The sequence below is a fragment of the Rhodothermus profundi genome (assembly GCF_900142415.1).
Classification (GTDB): domain Bacteria; phylum Bacteroidota; class Rhodothermia; order Rhodothermales; family Rhodothermaceae; genus Rhodothermus; species Rhodothermus profundi.
In genome coordinates, this window is the sequence record NZ_FRAU01000001.1 from 570,565 (window position 1) to 588,211 (window position 17,647).

The window sequence follows — 17,647 nt, forward strand, 5'->3', positions numbered from 1 at the left end:
ACTCACTTTTTAGCAAAACGCTTTCGATAAAAGGATATGCCATACATAAGGACAATGGTTCCATAAACCAGAAGGGTTGCTATCCATACCAGAACGATGCCCAGCCGATGGCTGCGCGGCTCAAAGCGCATCACCACCGTATGCATCCCTGCAGGCACCGGCACGGCTCGGAGTAGATAGTTGGCCTGCAGGATGGGCACAGGTTGGTCATCGATCGTGGCCTGCCATCCGGCTGGATAGTAGATCTCGTCTACGACCAGGAGCCTCGGGGCGTCCGTATTCACTTCCCAGACAATCTCGCGAGGGCCGAAGCGCACGAGACGGACCCGGGCCGTACTCGTTGAATCAATAGGGACTACGTTGACGCCGGGCGCCTCTCGCAACAGTACCGTCTGGCGTAAATCCAGCGTGGGGTCCAGCAGGCGCTGGCGATGCGCTTCCAGGTCGGCTATCACCTCATAACGTCCTACAAGGAACGCACGTGGCAGCGCGGTAGGATTCTCCAACACGCGCCAGCGGTCGTCCTCAAACACGACCCGCATGTTCGGCAGCGAAGCTCCAGCCGGCACGACCACGTAGCGTACGCTCAGCAGGTCCAGCGCTCGGGAGCGCGGCAGGCCGGTGGTAGGATCGATAAACAGGTGATCAATGTAATCCTGAAACAGCCGTAGCTTGGCCCCGTGGTAGCCGCCGATCGATTCGTGATAATAGGAAGGCCGGGCGTTTGTCATCGGATCGCTGCGCTCCAGCGAGAGGATCCGAAAGTGTCCCGGTCCGCCCACTTCCTGTTGGCGCTCCAACAGAAAATGGTCGAAGGAATAGGTTGGAATGAGTTCGGTAATGGCCTGCGCGTCTGTCAACACCTCTTGATTCAGGTGGCGTCGTCCTACGCCCCACAGGTCTATTGTGATGAGCAGTGCCAGACCGGCCGTCGCTCCCCATCCAGGAAGCCGTTGCCGATCGTAAAGCCACAGAAGTCCACCGGCCAGTAGCAGGAAAAGCAGCGTGCGCTGCGCATCGCGGCCAAATCGCTCGGCGCGTTCGGTTCGCTGCTGGGCTACATACTGGCGCACCACCTGCAGCAGCCGTGGATCGTCGGGCGGCACGTTGTTGGCCGCGGCCACCTGTTGCGCGAGCTGTGCAACTTCACCCGGGCGCTCAAAGGAAAACAGGCTGCCGCGCGCCAGCCAGAGCACCAGCACCAGTCCGGTCAACCCCAGCCATAGTTGATAAGCCGGCCGCAACGAACGCGGCCGTCCCTGTCTGGATGCTACGAACAGCCAGCCCGCGCCCAGTGCAGCCAGTAAAGCGAGGCCCAGTGCCGCTGTGCTCAACCACGTTTCCGGCACGCGAAAGGCGTCGAACAGGGGGAAGTATTCAAACATGAAGCGGTTCAGGAGCGGAAAGTAGCTGCCCAACGAAAAGAGAATCATAAGCAGCGTGCCGCCTCCAATAATCCACACGGTGCGTTCCCGGCGACGCCAGAGCGCCAGCAGGGCCAGCCAGAGTACGATTCCGCCTACATAGTGAGGGCCTTCTGTAAAAGGCTTGGGTCCCCAGTAGGTGGGACTGCCTCCTCCGTAGGCATCTGCAATCAGCAGGGTAATCAGCTCGCCTGGCGCCTGGCTCCAGCCCATCGCATAGTCCCAGTCCAGCCCCTCCTCCCTGCCGGTCACTTCACTACCGCCGCGTATGGTGTACTGCTTGTACTCATAGACCGGCCAGTAGGGCTGGGCGATCATCAGAAGCGCCAGGACACTTCCCAAGGCCAGCCATCCGGTCGCCCGTCCAAACCCTGCCCATCGATGCGCACGCCAGGCCGCAATGCCCTCACCCACCCACCAGAGTCCTAGCAGAAACGTTACATAGTAGGTAATCTGCACATGTCCGGCGCGCAAGTTTGCTGCCAGCGCTACGGCGAACAGTAATCCGGAGAGCAAGCGAGGTTGCCGTAGCACGTGCACAAAAGCCAGCACCAGCCAGGGAGCCAGGCACAGGGCAATAAACTTCGAATTGTGCCCCGCTTTCAAAATAATCGGGATATACGTAGTCAATCCATAGGCTACCGCTGCCAGCACACCGGCCAGCGGGCGGCGTGTCAGATAGACTACCACCCCATACATGCCGGCCAGTAAAAAGAAAAAATGCGAGGTTGGCCAGAGGAACCCCCGTAGCCATCCCAGCAGATTATCAATCTGCGGCACTTTGGCCGGATAGGAAATCATGTAGGCCGGCATGCCTGCAAAGGCATTGGTGGCCCAGAGCGGCTCGGTGCCTGTTGAATCGCGATAGGCAATCACCGACTGGGCCATCGCACGCCAGTTGACCGTATCACTACCGATCAACTGCTTGCCTCCGAAGTGAATGGGCGCAAAAAAGGCAAGCGAGAGGGCCAAAAGCAACAGCAAGCAGAGCAAATGCTGATAGGGTCTGGCAAGGCGTTCCCAGGCGTCATGCCAGGCGGGCCGATGTGCTGCAGCCGCCTTTTTGGAGCGCGACGAGCGGGCCTGCGCAGCCATAAACACGTGCCCCTGCGGTTATTCAATTACTTTCGGCACCCGGAAGTAGTCGCTGTCAGCATCGGGTGCGTTACGCAACGCATCTTCGTGCGAAATGCGCTGCACGACGGAGTCCTCCCGAAAAACATTGTAGAGATCCAGTACGTGCGACATAGGCGGGACGTCGCGGGTGTCCAGTTCATTCAACTTGGCTACGTAATCCAGAATTTCTCCCATCTGCTCGGCCAGCATGTGCTCTTCTTCCTCCGAAAACTCAAGACGAGCCAGCCGTGCAATGTAGCGGACTTCCTCAATAGAGATCGCCATGGTGGTGCATGCGGGTTGATGCTGCCTGGCCTGTCAAGATACCAAACCTCGGGCGCGTGCGCTACCACGTAGCCCTACGCGTGGTTCCCTGCCTCTCGAAGCATCGCCTGCATGCGCGCCTGCACGGTATCCATCAGCGTGGCCAGATGTCGGCGACGCAACCCTTCGGTCGGCACGGGCTCGCCGATCACAACCCGAATTGTACCGGGCCGTGAAACCATGCGGCGCTCATCCAGGCAGCGATAGCTATCACAGATAACTACTGGAATCAGCGGAACGCCAGCCTCGACAGCCAGCAGAAAAGCTCCTTTTTTGAAAGGTCGCAGCTCTGGTCGATAGCCGCGCGTTCCTTCTGGAAAGAGTAGCACCGGATGGCCCTGCCGGATGCGTTCACCTGCCAGCCGTAAGCTCTCCAGCGACCGTCTTGGATTGTTTCGGTCGATAAACAGCGAAGCCGAATGCCGCATGGCCCATCCCAGCACAGGCACACGTTCCAGTTCAGCCTTTGCCACAAAGCCGAAGGGATAAGGCAGCGCATGCGACAACACCAGAATATCCAGGGCGCACTGATGATTGGCCACAAACAGACAGGGCTGCCCTGGAGACAGCCGGGCACGGTCTTCCCAGACAACCCGCCAGCCACAGGCACGCAGAATCATGCCGGCCCACCGTCGCGCCCATTTCTTAAAATTGGCGGCTGTGGGCCGGAAGCGGTGCGTGATCACCTGCAGCGGGGCAATCAGCAGCGTGCTAAGCAGGCCGACTCCAACAAACCAGAAGAAATGCAGCCGCGTCCACAGCGTAGCTGGCGGTGCTCCCTCGACGGGTGCCTCGACAGGTGCGGGGGCCAGTAAAGGCGCTATGGAAGACGTCTCCTTGACAGATTCAGCGGCCATAGCCCATTAGCCTCCAGCAGTCATCGTGGAAGATTTTCGCGTCTGGCGTAGCAGCTTCAGCAAGCGCAACGCATCGTGAAACCCTCGCTTTGCGCGGGGTTCCGCATGCACTTCGAGGCTCAGCGGCCCGGTAAATCCCATTGCCTGGAGCAACTGGAGCTGGGCGTACCATTGCACGGCCCCTTCTCCGAAGGGAGCAGGTTCCCAGACGCCTCGGTCTGGATCGATCCGCCAGTCACTGCAACGCACCAGAAAGATACGCCCTGTCAGCGCCTGCCCTCCCGCAACAGGGTTCTCGCCCGCCTTCAAAGCCGCAGCCGGATTCCAGGCCGCGCCTACCGCCGGGTGATCGACTGCTTCCAGCAGCTCGGCCAGGGCTTTGCCGGTAGGAAACGCGCTTTCTGGTTCGTTCAATACCGCCACGCGCACCTGATAGGCAGCCGCCTTATCGCCTGCCATTCGAAGTGCCTGCGCTGCTTCTTCTATCGCCACTTCCTCCTCCGCAGCAAATGCTGACACCACCACGCAGGAACAATCAATGCGCCGGCAGAAGCTCAGCACTTCATCAAAAGCAGCAATTTCATTCATCCATGTACGCCGATCCCTCACCGATCCCTCAAACATTCCAGGTACAATCGCTACAGCAGGCAGTTCATTCTCCAGCAAGCGCCGGCGCAGCTTTTCTTCGTTAACAAAAGGCACGCGGTCGGACGGCCTGCCAATCGTGCGCAGCTCTACTCCTTCTAACCCCCACAGCAAGGTCAGGTAAAGAGCACGGTCCAGGTTCAGCGTTACGGTATCTGTCAAAAGTGCAGGAATCATGGGCGATGCTCCAAAGCAGGCAATGGGAGCGTATCTTCACGTACGGGTTCCCAGGGCTCCGGCAAAATTACTTCAGACAACAGCGTTGCCTGCGCTGCCCGAACCAGCATGCGGGCTCGTTGCAACGCACGAACCCGAAGCGCTTCAGGGTCCGGGGGTGAAACAGCGGGTGAGGTCCTGTAGATCCGTTGATAGGCCTGCTGCCACCCTGAGGGGACGTTCCAGAATACCTGTCGCTCGACTTGCACCGAGTCGGGCAGCAACACCGGCTTCAGCGTGAGCCCATAGGCCGCTACGAGCTCTTGCAAATGCGGCAACGTTGCAGGATCCGGATCCAGATAGATAATTCGTTGGGTAGCGTTCAGCTCCCAGAGAGGCTGGCGCAGGTAGGCCTGCAGTCCCTGGTATCCCTGACGAGCCCCTGACCAGACGGCGAATAATACCGTGCGCTGAGGAAGCGGCCAGTAGGTAGCCAGTGTGCTGTAAAAACGCGCCAACTCCAGCAGCGCTGCGACCCCTTCTCCCAGATGGGCGCCATCGAATAGCAAAGAAGTGCCTGGCAGGGCAATAGCATCCAGATCCGCGCATACAATGACCAGCTCGGCGCGGAGCAAGGGATCTTTGCCGGCCACAAATCCCAGTACATTGAGCGCTCCCACCTGTGTCTCGTCCAGCCGTTGCACGCGCAACCGCAGGGGACGGCGGAGCCGAAGTGCCACAGCCTCCGCGCCGGTTAGATGCGCTGTCAGCGTAGACGGCGACAGCCCCAGCAGGCGTCCGGCCGCATTCGGCGTTAGCTGCAGGATTTTCAGGTTAGCAATCGGCGCGTGCGCCAGCTCTGGCCGCAATGGTCCCACCAGCAGCACTGCCTGCACCCCCTGAGCACGTGCCACGGCCGGTACCTTTTTGGCAAACGCTGCCGGCAGCAGCCAGACCGGAGCAGACGGACACCCATCTGGCACAGCGCAGAGGGCTACGCGGTCGGCCACTACGCGTCCGGTATCACTACGCGCATCCGGCCAGAATTCCAGTCCGGGATAAAAAGCAGCCGTGTCCCGATCCGCCCATCCCAGGGTGACCGGCCAGGGCAAATGCACACGTGCTTCGTAGACAAGCTGGTAGCGACCTGCTAGTGCCGGCTGCAGTCGAAACTCTCGCATGCGATCTGCTACGTACCGTGCAGCTAAGGCAAAGCTACGCGAACCGGTCACCCGTTCCCGCATAGCAGGCTGCAGCAGCACGTCCAGATGTTCCGCCAGCAAAAGCGGATCGTCCGGTTCATGGAATTGAATCCGTTCTTCCGCGGGGGGACGTGGTGCCGGTGCACAGGTCGCTACCCCGATCGTCAGCCCCAGAATTGGCAGTAGACGGTACATGCCGCGCGCAGCACACCTAAGAGTCAGGACTTAACCCTCAAGCCCTTTATTACGTTTCGCCGGATGCTGGGCCGAACAAAAAGCGGGAAGCTGATAAATCAGCTTCCCGCCTGCTACCCGCCATCTTCTAGTTTCCTGTCAATCACGCGGCATGCGCGCCTGGCGCATCGCTTGCTGACTGAACCGCTCCAACCGTTCTCGAAGCTCCTGGCGGCTGCGTTCCAGCAGGTCGCGCTCCAGCGGCCGCTGGGCCCGCACCGTGAGCGGATCCAGAATCTTCACCTGCAGCACGATCAGGAGTTCAGTCTGGGTAATGGTGCGCTGCGTGCGGCCGAAGATGTACCGCAGCCCAAAAAACCACCAAGGTAGGTCCTTCAAAAGCGGAACGCCCTTCCGCGCAATCGACTCGCGCGTTGAGTAAAGTCCGCCAATAATGGTCTGCTCGCCATCCAGCAGAAGCACTTGCGTATCGGCAGTGTTTCGGTCAATAATGGGGCCGGCCGGGGAAGGCGTTGCGCTGGAATTTTCGACCAGCACATCCAGATGCACAAATTCGACCAGCGGGGCGCCCGCCGTGTCGGCTACCGGGGCTACAATAAGGGTAGGTGTAACGTCGATAATGATACCGGTTGACACAAACTGGGTAATGGTATTGCCGGCAAAGTCCCGGGTCTGGATCGGAACGTCTGAGCCAATCTGGATGCGCCCCTGCTCTCCACTTTGCACCGTGATCTGCGGACTGGCAATTGTCTCGCCGATTCCTTCTGTCTCCAGAAAGCGGAAGAAATTGGTCAGTTGCCGAAAGTTGATACGCTCGGGCGCTTCAATAAGGGGCTGGAGTGGATCAAACAGCTTATCGGTTTTCAGATAGAACTGCACATTATCCTGGCCGGCCACACCTCCTGCTGCTCCCCCACCTCCTACTCCGCCGGCACCGCCTCCCTGGCCCGCACCGACATTGAGCCCAAAGAATTGATCCCAGTTAATGCCGATATCTCGCGCTTTGGTCAGGTTCACGCTGAACAGAATGGCATTGATCTGGATCTCTCTTGTTTCAAGCGTAGCGGGTTGAACCAGTTCGGGCTGGGGAGCCGCTTCAGCCCGCCGAGGCCCGATAATCACCTCTGGCTTTTCAGGAGCCTGTTCGACAATGAAAAACTTTTCGGTTTCCCGATAGGTCAGGCCTTTTGTCTGAAGCACCAGCTCAAAAGCGTCGAAAAAGTGCATGCTTGAGATAGAAATTCCGATAGGCTCGGTGCGTTCTTCAGGATCGATAATCTGCTTGCCCGTCACCCGCTGAAAGATTGGATTGAGCAGCTCAAAAAACTGATTGAGCGGTGTGGTGGGCAAAAACGACACCAGTTGATCAGGGGGCACGTAGGTGCGCATCACCCGTTGCGGTGGGCGATCCTGCGACAGACCGGGCCAGGTCAGCAGTCCACCAATCAGTAGCAAACCAAGTGCTGTCGCGATCCAGGTTCTCGTCTGCACGTGCTCCATGGCAACTCTTTTCGGGTTAGCTTCCATTTACTGGTTTAAGGGCATCAGCAAGACGGGGCCCAGTGCCTGCCGGTAGCGTTCACCGGTTTCCAGGTGCAAGACCACTTCGTCTAGAATGCCCCCACGATTCAGCCGGGCCACCACTCGGCCTTCCACCGGATCAATTTCCGTAATCTGTCCCAGGTACACGGCGTCCCCGACCTTTACCGTGCGCAGCCCGGAAGCGTCCTGAAAGACGGCACGGTCCCCTACGATAGAGACCAGCGTAGCCTGCTCGATGTCTACCAGGTTGTCGGTGTTTGGCGGAAGCTGCTCCAGGATGCCCGGATAGAAGGGATTAACCGGTGGATTTTTTTCTGGAAAGACAGCACGGGGCAGTTGCCGGTACAAACTGTCAGCCAGGTGCGCTACCTGCAGATCGGGCAATCCACCATAGTAGGCTTCCAGTAGCATATTGAACGAGACCATGATCATCATGCGTTCTTTACCGCTGACGCGGTCGGCCTTGACCAGGTCGATGTGGTCCAGCGAAAGATGGCGGATTCGGTAAAGCTCGGGGCTGTTTTCAATTTCCCAGACAAAGCGATACAGGTGATGAAAATAGCCTCGGCCTTCAATGCGGAAGGTGTAGTAATTGACATTCTGCGTTTGTCCGCTTCCTATGAATTGCACATTGAAGGTTTCAAAGCCGCGTCGCGACAGTTCGTTCAGGCGCGCCACGACGTCGGGCGTACTCAACGATGCCGGGATGTATCGATAGCGCGAGCGCCACCGGCTTTCGACTTCCCGCGCGCGCTCTTCAGAGGCGCTGTACTCAGCCAGTAATGATCCCATTTCAGTTTCGCGCATATGCGCCAGCTTTTCCAGCTTTTCGTAGTGTTCAATCGCCCTAGGCAGCTTGAAATAGGTCAGGTAAATGCCCACGCCGGTCAGTATCAACCAGCCTACAAACAGCAGCAGCGCGTTGCCGTACTTCTTCCACATAGTTGCTTATGGATTCGAGGGTTTGGACTGTACAGGCTGAGCATTGACGGCAAACTGCTCGCGCAGGTAGCGTGCAGGCTCGGGCAGGTCGTTGGGCAGCGGGATTTCGATTACAAAGGCATACACCGGCCACCCGCGAATTTCTGAGAAGGTGAGCGCGCGGATGATGCCGTTCATACGCTGAGCCAGCTCCACAACGCGGTCGCGAGCGATGGCGCTGCCCTTTAATTCGACCCCATCGGTACGCGGGCGCCAACTGTCAACCCAGATGCCGCGGACCATTGCGACCTCACGCGAGAGTTGCGCCAGCGCCCGGCTCCAGCGGTCGCTTCCTACCAGCAACGAGTCAAGCACGTCGAGCGCCCGGAGTGCCTGCTGCGTGCGTGCATTCAGACTGTCGATGCGGGCCTGGAGCGCCCGTGCGTCGGTTTCGGCAATAGCCGGGGGAAGCCTGCGCAGGCGTTCCTGGCGTTCGTTCAGCTCGGCCTCCAGCGTCAGATAACGCCATACAAAAAAGAGCGTGGTAACAAAAAGCAGCGCATAGAGCGCCCACACCTGCCAGCCAAACGGCAACTCCCAGCGCCGTCGCAGGCTGGATGGAAAGAGGTTAACAGGTTCGAAGGCCTTCAAAAACTCCGGATCCCCCACCAGACGCAGGGCAGCTAACTGCGCTGCCAGCGATCCCGGCCCCACTTCCTGATCGTCCAGCGGCAGATATCGCCGTAGGTTTTCAATGCGGGCGTTGGGAAAAAAGACCTCCAGACTTCGCTGGATTTCGGTCTCGCCGTGCTCGCCCACCAGGAAGACGTGCGACACTTCCCCGATGCCGTATTCATCTTGCAACAGCAGAATGCGGCTGCAGATCGTCTCGGGCGTGTCGTGCATAGTCAGCGAGCGAAGACTTTCGGCGTGCTGGAGCGTCTCCCCTTGTATGAAGAGCACCAGCGTGTCGTCGGCGCCTACGCGCAGCACCAGCGAGCGCGTTTCCGGCGATTCGGGAGCTATCTGGCGCAGCGCCGTCCGAACCAGTCCCAGGTATAGCGACACTTCGGTCTCAAACAGCCGCGTACGTGGCAACCGGCGATTCGACTCGGCCTTGAGCGCCTGCAGCGTAGCCGTTACCGGCTCGCTGGGACGTGGATAAATGGCCAAAAATCGATGCGTCTCTTCATCAGAAGGCGTCATGGCCAGGAAGGCCACCTGCTCTTCCTCAAGTGGCGTTCCCACCTGCTGCTCCAGTAGCTCCAGCAGCGCCTTGCGATCAACCGGACCGGTCTCCTGATCTTTGGTTGCCAGGCGGCGGGGCAATCGCAACTCAACGTAGGACAGATCCACAGAAGGCAGGCAGAAGGCCACCTCGGGATCGCCATAGCCCGCTTCCCGGCATTCAGCCAGGATGTCGGAAAGCTCCATCACAAAGATGGCGGCCGGCGGTCCCTGTTCGCTGCCTGCTCCATCGCCACTTAGATCAAATTCGGACTTTAAAAATGGCGTTGCAGTCCCACTTCCACCGAACTGAATCGAAAAGTCGCCTCCCGTCTCCTGGCCTTTGACTTCCGGCACGCCCTGTTGCACACTGGCAAAACGGGTTACGCGCTGTCGCGTAAATCGCCGCACGACTTCCAGCCCTTCTGCCTCGCGCTTTAGCAGCACGGCATAGACGGTCCGTCCTGCTATCGTAACGCCCAGCACGTAAGGGACCTTGGCACGCGTGACCTTCTGTTGCTTCGACTTCATGGTGTTACAAATCGTCGTTGCGGTAACGTTTGGAAACGCAGAGCCGCTGTTTACTGGAGCAATTGCTGAAGGCGCCGCTTATTATTGGCGAAATCAAAGGCCACTTCCGGCGTAATCAAATGCTGCCGGACCAGTCGGTACAAATCCTGTTCCAGGGTGGTCATGCCCAGTGCTCCGCCTTCCCACATCATCTGGTAGATTTCGCCGATATTCTTGTTTTTGATGGCCGCCCGTGCTGAGGGCGTCATCCAGAGCACTTCCTTGGCCAGAATGCGCCCTCCCCCGATCTTAGGCACCAGCTTCTGCGAGATCACGCAGCGCAGCACATCAGCCAGCCGATTTCGCACGCGGTCCTGCTCATCGGGCGGATATTCAGCTACGATGCGGTCGATTGTCTCTACGGCCGAGCTGGTGTGCAGGGTGGAAAAGACTTTGTGTCCCGAGTCGGTAATCTCCAGGGCCGCCGAGATGGTCTCGGGATCTCGCATCTCCCCGATCACGATAATGTCAGGGTCCTGGCGAAGGGCCTGCACAATCCCCTCCTTAAAGGTGCGCACGTCACGTCCAACTTCGCGATGGCGAATCAGGCATTTGCGCGAACGGTGCACATATTCTATAGGCCGTGCGATAATGACCACGTGCGCATAAACGTCGTCGTTGTTCGCGTCAATGATGGCATCAAGCGTGGTGCTCTTACCGGAGCCTGTAACCCCCGTCACCAGCGTGAGGCCATCCCGCACGTGCCGAAACATGAGGCCGCGCTCAATCAGCGGATGGAAGCCCAGGCTTTTGAGCGGACGAATTTCGTCGCTAATGGCGCGCATGTTCAGCGCCACATGGTCCATATCGAAGTAGACGGTGGCGCGGAACCGCCGGGGCATGCCATTGCGGCCCTCAACAGGCAGCTCATACGAAAAGTCAAGCGCACACTCTTCGAAAAAGAGCTGGAGCTGCCGTTCAGTAAGCAGATTCAGAATAAGCAGCGCGGCCTCATCACATGAGTAGGTGCCCATTTCCTGGTAGGGCCGCTTGTCGCCATGCACGCGGTACCAGACGTATCCATTGGCAGCGGGCCCTCCCATATCCAGGTCGCTGGCATTGAGCTCCAGCATGCGCTTCACCAGCAACTGCATGTGCTCGCGCAGCAGCGTGCGGTCTTTATCCAGCAGTGCGTTGACCTGCTCGGCCAGATAGCGCGCGCGGTCCTGGCCCACAAGCGAAGGCGGCACCGCATCCAGAAGCGTCTTGCAGATCTTGGGCAAAGGCGGTACGGGCCGCACGCGCGGTCGCTGCGACGCAGAAGCATGCTGCGCCAGCACTTCGGCCAGCGCGGGATTGGGGTTCGACATGGTTCGTTCACCCGATCGGTTACCTTTACGGATATCGCCTCCTACGTCTGTCGCTTAAGTTCGCCGGTAAAAAAAGACGGCGTTACAGCGGAGAAGCGCCTCTGCCGCAACGCCGTCGGCGCTCACATACGACCCGTCGCAGGCTCAGGAAGCCGGAACCGGGATGAATTCGATTTCAATCACCTGGTCACTGAAGTCCGGCATGTGCCCGAAATCGAGCAACTTGTAGTAGCCGCGGCTGTCGGTTTCGCGCCATCCCCATCCACCATAGCTGCGCTTTCCGTTACGCTCTCCCCACTGAGGGCCTCGGCGTCGTCTCCAGCGCCGATCTCCATATCCCCACCGCTTGACATCTTCCAGCTTGGCCCGCGGGAAGATGAGGTCCTCAAAGGCAATGCGCCAGACGTTAGGACGGGTCGGATGCGCCTGAATCATAGCGTACATGCCCTCCTGCATCTGGCTAAAATCACCCACACTCTCCAGCAGCGCAGGCCGCGTGTATTCATAGAAGGGATCATTGATATCAATACTGGTGTCGCCGCGCCGCTCGCAGTTGAAGTCGGCATCGACGGCCAGAATGAAATTCACCCGCTCACCCGGATTCAACACCGTCGAATACAGCGCCTCCGCTCCATCCCGATTGTTCCCCGGCGCAAACACCAACTCAGGCTCCAGGGCAATGTATCGGCCGTTACCGTTACCGCGCAGCTCCACGTCGCGCTGATTGCTGCACGATCCGCCCAGCGCCGGATTGCTGGGATCACATCCTCCCAGATTGTTGCCCATTCCATTGTTGTTCCTGGGCACGAAGCGTTGGAGATAGATGGCCGAGCAATACCCCGCCATCGACTCTAGAAACGTCACCTTCACCTGACTCGGCTGATCCACCTCCAACACCCCCCGCATCACCCGATGCGAACCAATCCGATGCTCCGCCTCCCCATACCGACCGATCGCCACCGCCCCATAGGACGAAGCCCCCAGCGGATAAACCCAGGCCTCGTAGCTGCCTCCCTGAAGCTGACCCGTCAGCTTCCCGGCGCTGCCGTTGACCGCCGAAACCAGTTGCTCCAGGCTCCAGTCGGGGTTGGCCGATTCCAGGCGCCGGGCCCGTGAAATAATCCGGTTGTAGGCTGAACGGGCAATTTCGCGGGCCAGTGCCTCCTCCTGACGCTCCGCCTGTCGCTCATCCGACTCCAAACGCATTGAGCTGCTCTGCAACAGCAGAATGCTACCCCCAATAACTGCTGCTACAGCCAGTAGAATAGCGATCTTTCCCATACCTTTTCTTCACTGTTTTGGTGAATGGATTACGTCTCGTTTACGAGTTGCTATCTATCCTGCGAACCAGCAGGGTTGACCCATAGTAGACCTGTCGTAGCACCTGAGAACGGGCCACTTCAAATGGCGTGACCATGGTAAACCGAACACGGGTATTTTGCATCTGGTCTTTTTGCGCCACCGGATCGCTCAGAGGCTTTGCATCCCGGTCCAGCAAATCGATCCTGAAATAGCTCAGCAGGGCCGGACTGCTACCACTGTATTGCCAGCTTCCACTTCCAACCCGCTCCTCACGCAGAAGCCGGTACACTGCTATCGAATCACCCTGAAGGGCTCGCTTCCCTACCGAAATCAGACGATAGCGTACGTACAGGCGAATGGTTGAGCCATCGCTGGCAATCGAGTCGCGGAAAAATACGAACTGGGTCGTTACGCCTGTTGCGTTATCATATACGGGATTCTCATAGGGCGCCTCTGAGGCAAAGTCAACATTTTCGCCCATCCGCAGCAAGTCATCTTCCAGCCAGGTAGCCAGATCATTGGCCTGACGCTTGATGATATAGTTCACCGATTGCTCCAGGTTGATCTCGGCTACTCGCTGCTGGACTCCCAGCAGCATCAAAAACAGCACGCCACCTACAATCAGGGCGTTGAGATTGTCAAAAATGACCCACATGGCCGCATTTCACCCTTCAATAGCCGTAGGCAAAAACACGCTGCAGTCGAATGGGCACCGATAGAAAAGGATCTAGCGTGTTTCTCCAGTCATCCTGCACCGCAATGGTTACCCGCTTGAAAGCCGTTGGAGAGGTCGCTCTGACTGCCTCGCCCAGCGCGTTGTAATCCACGTACTCGACGGTAATGCCCACATTGAACCACACCGTATCCTGCCCCATTACAAAGGGACGCAGCACGCGCTGGTTATGAAAGTCGTCGATATCGTCACAGGTAGCCGTTCCGCCAAAAGCCTGGCAATGCAGATTAGAGGGCGTCCCGAAGTCTGTCGTGTCCGAAAACAACGTCAGGTCGTTCACCGTCCCATTGGTCAATCCATCCACCACGGCCTGGTCGAAGGCCCGCGTGCGGATAATCTCCATGGTCTCTATCGCCACCGATTGCGCCATTTCTTCGATTTCGCGCTTAAGCGTGGCCCGCTGAAAGGCGACGTACCACTGATTGACCGATACGGCGAAGTTGACGGCCAAGATCATGGCCAGCAACGCAAACAATGACTGGGCCATGACTCCCTGTTGTCTGGTTATGGAATATGGGCTACAAAGGGTATTCCACCCCTTTAGATTCGCCTATCTGGCGCTCTGTGATCTGGATCTCAGCTCGACAGGTTACCTTTTGTAACTCACTCACTCGTCTGTGGTCGTCACCCGCACCATTTCTTCGACCGTAGTCTCACCGGCCAGCACTACCTCACGGGCAGCGTCTCGCAGCGTCTGCATGCCCTCTTTGATGGCCTGCTCCCGGAGCGCATCCTCGTCAATAGATCCCTGGGCCTCGACGATCATGTGCCGGATCGTCCGCGAGAAATACATGGCCTCGACGATCGCCCGCCGGCCCTTGTAGCCAACCCCCTTGCACACTTTGCAGCTCCGATCTCGGCCTGCCTTGTAGAAGGTAGTGCGGGCAATCTCTTCGTCTGTGAAGCCCAGCTTACGCAGCATTACGTAGTCAGGATCCTTGTCTTCTACTTTGCAGGCCGGACAGACTTTTCGGATCAGGCGCTGCGCCACCACCAGGTTAATCGCATAGGCAATCAAAAACGGCTCAATCCCCATCTTGTAGAGCCGGCTCACCGCACTGGGCGCATCGTTCGTGTGCAGCGTCGAAAACGTCAAATGCCCCGTGTTGGCCAGCTTGATGGCCAGCTCGGCCGTCTGCCGGTCGCGCATCTCGCCTACCATGACAATGTCGGGGTCGTGCCGCAAAATGGCGCGCAGCGCATCCTCCAGCCCCAGCTTATGATTGAGCTTAATCTGGCGCACGCCCGGGATGATGTATTCGACCGGATCTTCAATAGTCAGCACGTTCACTTCCGGGCTGACGACCTGGTGGAGGGCGGCGTAGAGGGTGGTGCTTTTACCGCTGCCGGTAGGACCGGTAACGATCACCATGCCGTGAGGCTGCCGAATAGCCCGCTCAAAACGCTCCAGCGCCTTCTTGCTAAGCCCCAGCAGACGCAGGTCTTTGATAACCCGGCGATCGTCCAGCACGCGAATAACGATCGACTCAGAGCGCAGGTCTTCCAGCGCGTTGGCAATAGGCAGTACGGAGACGCGGAAGCGGATCAGGTGGTCGTCGATCCAGCGCTGAATAAAACCATCCTGCGCCGCTTCGCGCTCAAAGCGATCCACATTCATCGACTGGTCTTTGATCACCGCGATGAATGCTTCCGGGTGCACCTTGTCTTCGACGTGCCAGCGCGTGAGCCGTCCATCAATTCGGAAATGAATTTCTACCTTTTTCTGGTTGTTCGGGAAGATGTGGATGTCTGAGGCGCCCTGGCGGACGGCTTCGACCAGCGTTGCTTCAAAGAGATTGATAAGCTTGGAGCGGTTGATCTCGGCTTCCAGGGCGTCTTCATCGATCAGCTCTGTTTCGGTGTCGTAGCTGGTCCCCAGGTCATACGCAGCTTCTTCTTGCACACGCTCCAGGTATTCGTTCCGCCGCGGATAGGCTTCCATCAGCGCCTGCATAATCACCCCCCGGGGCGCGTACTGGAGCTCAAACCGCTCTAGCTTGAGCCGGTGCACCAGCCGATGCACTTCAGGCCGCATGGGGTCGTGCGTAACCAGCACGAGCTTGACGGCACCGGTCTGGGCGTCCAGATCTACCTCAAAGGGCACAACCCCCAGCTCGATCAGGCGCTCCCGCACCTCTTCTTCGAAGGTATCCATCACCGAACGCACAAACTCTGGACTGGGCTTACCCGGCTCCAATTTGGCAATGGGGAATGCGTACAGCCGCGCCGCCTCTTCATAAATGGAGTCCTGAGGCACATGATCACTTTGCGCCAGCACACGCCAGAGTGGTTCCCTGAGCTTTTCATCCTGCTGCCGTTGATAGGCCTGATAGACCTGATGCAGCGCCACCACCTCTTTTTCCAGCAGTCGGCTCACGACACGATCCCGACTAATGGCCTCCTTGAGTTCCGGCAGATCATCCAGTACGATTTTAACAGGCGGCGGCACGTCTTCTTCCTCGTCGTCCGCAGAGGACGTATCAAGCGACTGCTCTTCGTCCCCAGCCGCATCGGACGCCACCTCTAACGTCTCCACCTCCACCTCAGGCGTTGATTCGAGAACAGCTTCAGCCTGGGCTTCCGCCGCAGGCTCTGCTGCAGGCGTGTCGATCAGCTCGTCCGGTGCCGATACGGCAGGAGGGTCGCCAACAGGCGCAGACTCCGAGGCCGGATCTACCAGCACTTCTCCGACAGGCTCCTCTTCAGGCACTCCAGACGTTACGGTGGCCGCTACCTCCTCATCGATTCCTCCTGTATCCTCTTCCCGCCCGCTTTCTGGCAATGCTTCAAGCGCCGAAGGCGCAGGCCGGGCGTCGGCTTCAGTCGCCTCCTCATCGGGTAAGCTGCCCGACACCTCCACTACCTCGGGTTCTGACGGAGCTGCGGATGGCACTGCCTCTTCCCCCTGCGTCGCTTCCTCAGTTTCCGGCATCGATGCCTCCGGCGAAGCCGGTGGAGCTTCGGGCGACGCCGGGGTCAGTAAGGGCGGTCGGAAATTTTCCAGTTCAGCCAACCGTTGCTGCAGAATACGCTCCGGCGCGTACCGTAGCTCGGCCGGCAATCCTAATTGCTGGATAACGGTCTCTAGCTCGGGACGCGTTGGATCGTGCGTGGCCAGCAGCAAGACGCGGTCCCCGCCCTTCTTACCCTGAGCAAATGCACAGGGTAACAGTTGCCACTCAAACAGGGCATGCTGCACTGCAGGCGGCAGCAGCAACAAAATGGCCTTAATGAACTCCACCGACGGACGCGTCTCGTCCACGGGCGCCGGTTCAACTCCGCCGACACGGGCGGCTTCCGCCAGCACGGTTTCCCGATCAACGCCCGGCACTTCCAGCAAGCAGCGCCAGAGCGTTTGATCCGGGCATCGACGGCGCAGCACGATAGCCCGGGCAATTTGATCCAGCCGCACGGCTCCCCCATAGAGCAGCGCCATGACCACCTCATCTTCGAACATTTCTGCCAGCTCAGGCATGAGTGCTCCTGGGGGTAAGGAAGCCGTTCGCGCATCACGGGCTGCTGCTCCGTTGCTTTGCTGGTCAGCTTTCGCGCCAGGTTCTCCAGCGTGCTTTTGAGGCGGCGGGGACGTTCTCCCCGGGACGTTCTCGCCGCCCGCGGCCGCACTAGACAGGCTGGCCTGCATGCGAGCAGGCGGTGGCTCTTTGCCAGCAGCAACATCCGACCGATTTTTCAACCGGCGCTCATCTGGCAGCGCATCAGCGGGTGGCTCTTTGCCAGCAACCTCTAACAGAGCATCCGTCAGATCCGAGGATGCTGTATGAGCAGCGTCTACCTCTATCCTGTCTGGCTCCTGCGACGCAGGCGGCGGTTCTGGAGGACGTTCAGAATGTCCGTCGCCGGCCATTTCCAACCATGCCTGCGTCGGACGCCGATTCTCCTGATGCCCGGATGCTGCTTGCGGTGCAGATTCCGGTTGCCGCTCCTCTGGCGCCTTCCCTCCAGATGCTTGCCCGGCGGCATCGGGCGATTGTTGCATGGAAGCCGACGCGTTATCCCCGAACTTCAGCCGCCGCAGCTCTTCGTTCCACTCACGATGCGAACGGCGGCGCCCGAACAGACCACTCCAGCTCATAGGCTCGATCGTTCTGGCGCGCTTGCGCGT

The 17,647-nt window shown here is 58.9% G+C and carries 13 protein-coding genes; all 13 read right to left on the reverse strand.

The window, feature by feature from the left end; all coding sequences use genetic code 11:
* Positions 1-2: 2 nt before the first annotated feature.
* The 13 genes from BUA15_RS02480 to BUA15_RS02540 all read right to left on the reverse strand — a co-directional run bounded on the left by BUA15_RS02480 (position 3) and on the right by BUA15_RS02540 (position 16,999).
* Positions 3-2,519 carry a YfhO family protein gene (locus tag BUA15_RS02480; protein WP_072714361.1) on the reverse strand — a complete coding sequence of 839 codons (2,517 nt, stop codon included), beginning with the start codon at positions 2,517-2,519 and terminating at the stop codon, positions 3-5.
* Positions 2,520-2,537: 18 nt separating this feature from the next.
* Entirely contained in the window at positions 2,538-2,825 is a 288-nt protein-coding gene (gatC, locus tag BUA15_RS02485) for an Asp-tRNA(Asn)/Glu-tRNA(Gln) amidotransferase subunit GatC (protein ID WP_072714362.1), read from the reverse strand.
* 74 nt (positions 2,826-2,899) lie between these two features.
* Positions 2,900-3,721 (reverse strand): lysophospholipid acyltransferase family protein, encoded by an 822-nt coding sequence (locus BUA15_RS02490; protein WP_072714363.1) that lies wholly within the window; start codon positions 3,719-3,721, stop codon positions 2,900-2,902.
* Positions 3,722-3,727: 6 nt separating this feature from the next.
* Positions 3,728-4,543 (reverse strand): sugar phosphate isomerase/epimerase family protein, encoded by an 816-nt coding sequence (locus tag BUA15_RS02495; protein WP_072714364.1) that lies wholly within the window; start codon positions 4,541-4,543, stop codon positions 3,728-3,730.
* On the reverse strand, positions 4,540-5,919 hold the full coding sequence (locus BUA15_RS02500; protein WP_072714365.1) for a zinc-binding metallopeptidase family protein: 1,380 nt from the start codon (positions 5,917-5,919) through the stop codon (positions 4,540-4,542). Before BUA15_RS02500 ends, BUA15_RS02495 begins: the two co-directional genes overlap by 4 nt.
* Before the next feature lie 138 nt (positions 5,920-6,057).
* The gene (locus tag BUA15_RS02505; RefSeq protein WP_072714366.1) at positions 6,058-7,419 is read right to left on the reverse strand and encodes a type II secretion system protein GspD; all 1,362 of its coding nucleotides are present in this window, start codon (positions 7,417-7,419) and stop codon (positions 6,058-6,060) included.
* A 27-nt stretch (positions 7,420-7,446) separates the two neighbouring features.
* The gene (locus BUA15_RS02510) at positions 7,447-8,403 is read right to left on the reverse strand and encodes a hypothetical protein (protein ID WP_072714367.1); all 957 of its coding nucleotides are present in this window, start codon (positions 8,401-8,403) and stop codon (positions 7,447-7,449) included.
* A 6-nt stretch (positions 8,404-8,409) separates the two neighbouring features.
* The gene (locus tag BUA15_RS02515; RefSeq protein ID WP_072714368.1) at positions 8,410-10,140 is read right to left on the reverse strand and encodes a PilN domain-containing protein; all 1,731 of its coding nucleotides are present in this window, start codon (positions 10,138-10,140) and stop codon (positions 8,410-8,412) included.
* A 50-nt stretch (positions 10,141-10,190) separates the two neighbouring features.
* Positions 10,191-11,489, reverse strand: coding sequence for a type IV pilus twitching motility protein PilT (locus tag BUA15_RS02520; protein ID WP_084660498.1), 1,299 nt, complete (start codon positions 11,487-11,489; stop codon positions 10,191-10,193).
* 144 nt (positions 11,490-11,633) lie between these two features.
* Positions 11,634-12,770, reverse strand: a complete 1,137-nt coding sequence (locus tag BUA15_RS02525) for a hypothetical protein (RefSeq protein ID WP_072714369.1) — start codon at positions 12,768-12,770, stop codon at positions 11,634-11,636.
* A gap of 40 nt (positions 12,771-12,810) precedes the next feature.
* Positions 12,811-13,446 (reverse strand): hypothetical protein, encoded by a 636-nt coding sequence (locus tag BUA15_RS02530; protein ID WP_072714370.1) that lies wholly within the window; start codon positions 13,444-13,446, stop codon positions 12,811-12,813.
* A 16-nt stretch (positions 13,447-13,462) separates the two neighbouring features.
* Complete coding sequence (locus BUA15_RS02535; RefSeq protein WP_072714371.1) at positions 13,463-14,011, reverse strand: hypothetical protein; 549 nt, start codon at positions 14,009-14,011, stop codon at positions 13,463-13,465.
* A 120-nt stretch (positions 14,012-14,131) separates the two neighbouring features.
* Positions 14,132-16,999, reverse strand: coding sequence for a GspE/PulE family protein (locus BUA15_RS02540; RefSeq protein WP_245771893.1), 2,868 nt, complete (start codon positions 16,997-16,999; stop codon positions 14,132-14,134).
* Between the last annotated feature and the right edge of the window lie 648 nt (positions 17,000-17,647).

What these genes read in the sequence shown, in the direction of transcription:
- BUA15_RS02500 (WP_072714365.1), bottom strand. Translation starts at nt 5,919, where the DNA reads ATGTACCGTCTACTGCCAATTCTGGGGCTGACGATCGGGGTAGCGACC.
- BUA15_RS02510 (WP_072714367.1), bottom strand. Translation starts at nt 8,403, where the DNA reads ATGTGGAAGAAGTACGGCAACGCGCTGCTGCTGTTTGTAGGCTGGTTG.
- BUA15_RS02530 (WP_072714370.1), bottom strand. Translation starts at nt 13,446, where the DNA reads ATGTGGGTCATTTTTGACAATCTCAACGCCCTGATTGTAGGTGGCGTG.
- BUA15_RS02520 (WP_084660498.1), bottom strand. Translation starts at nt 11,489, where the DNA reads ATGTCGAACCCCAATCCCGCGCTGGCCGAAGTGCTGGCGCAGCATGCT.
- gatC (WP_072714362.1), bottom strand. Translation starts at nt 2,825, where the DNA reads ATGGCGATCTCTATTGAGGAAGTCCGCTACATTGCACGGCTGGCTCGT.
- BUA15_RS02490 (WP_072714363.1), bottom strand. Translation starts at nt 3,721, where the DNA reads ATGGCCGCTGAATCTGTCAAGGAGACGTCTTCCATAGCGCCTTTACTG.
- BUA15_RS02540 (WP_245771893.1), bottom strand. Translation starts at nt 16,999, where the DNA reads ATGCCTGAGCTGGCAGAAATGTTCGAAGATGAGGTGGTCATGGCGCTG.
- BUA15_RS02480 (WP_072714361.1), bottom strand. Translation starts at nt 2,519, where the DNA reads ATGGCTGCGCAGGCCCGCTCGTCGCGCTCCAAAAAGGCGGCTGCAGCA.
- BUA15_RS02535 (WP_072714371.1), bottom strand. Translation starts at nt 14,011, where the DNA reads ATGGCCCAGTCATTGTTTGCGTTGCTGGCCATGATCTTGGCCGTCAAC.
- BUA15_RS02505 (WP_072714366.1), bottom strand. Translation starts at nt 7,419, where the DNA reads ATGGAGCACGTGCAGACGAGAACCTGGATCGCGACAGCACTTGGTTTG.
- BUA15_RS02495 (WP_072714364.1), bottom strand. Translation starts at nt 4,543, where the DNA reads ATGATTCCTGCACTTTTGACAGATACCGTAACGCTGAACCTGGACCGT.
- BUA15_RS02525 (WP_072714369.1), bottom strand. Translation starts at nt 12,770, where the DNA reads ATGGGAAAGATCGCTATTCTACTGGCTGTAGCAGCAGTTATTGGGGGT.
- BUA15_RS02515 (WP_072714368.1), bottom strand. Translation starts at nt 10,140, where the DNA reads ATGAAGTCGAAGCAACAGAAGGTCACGCGTGCCAAGGTCCCTTACGTG.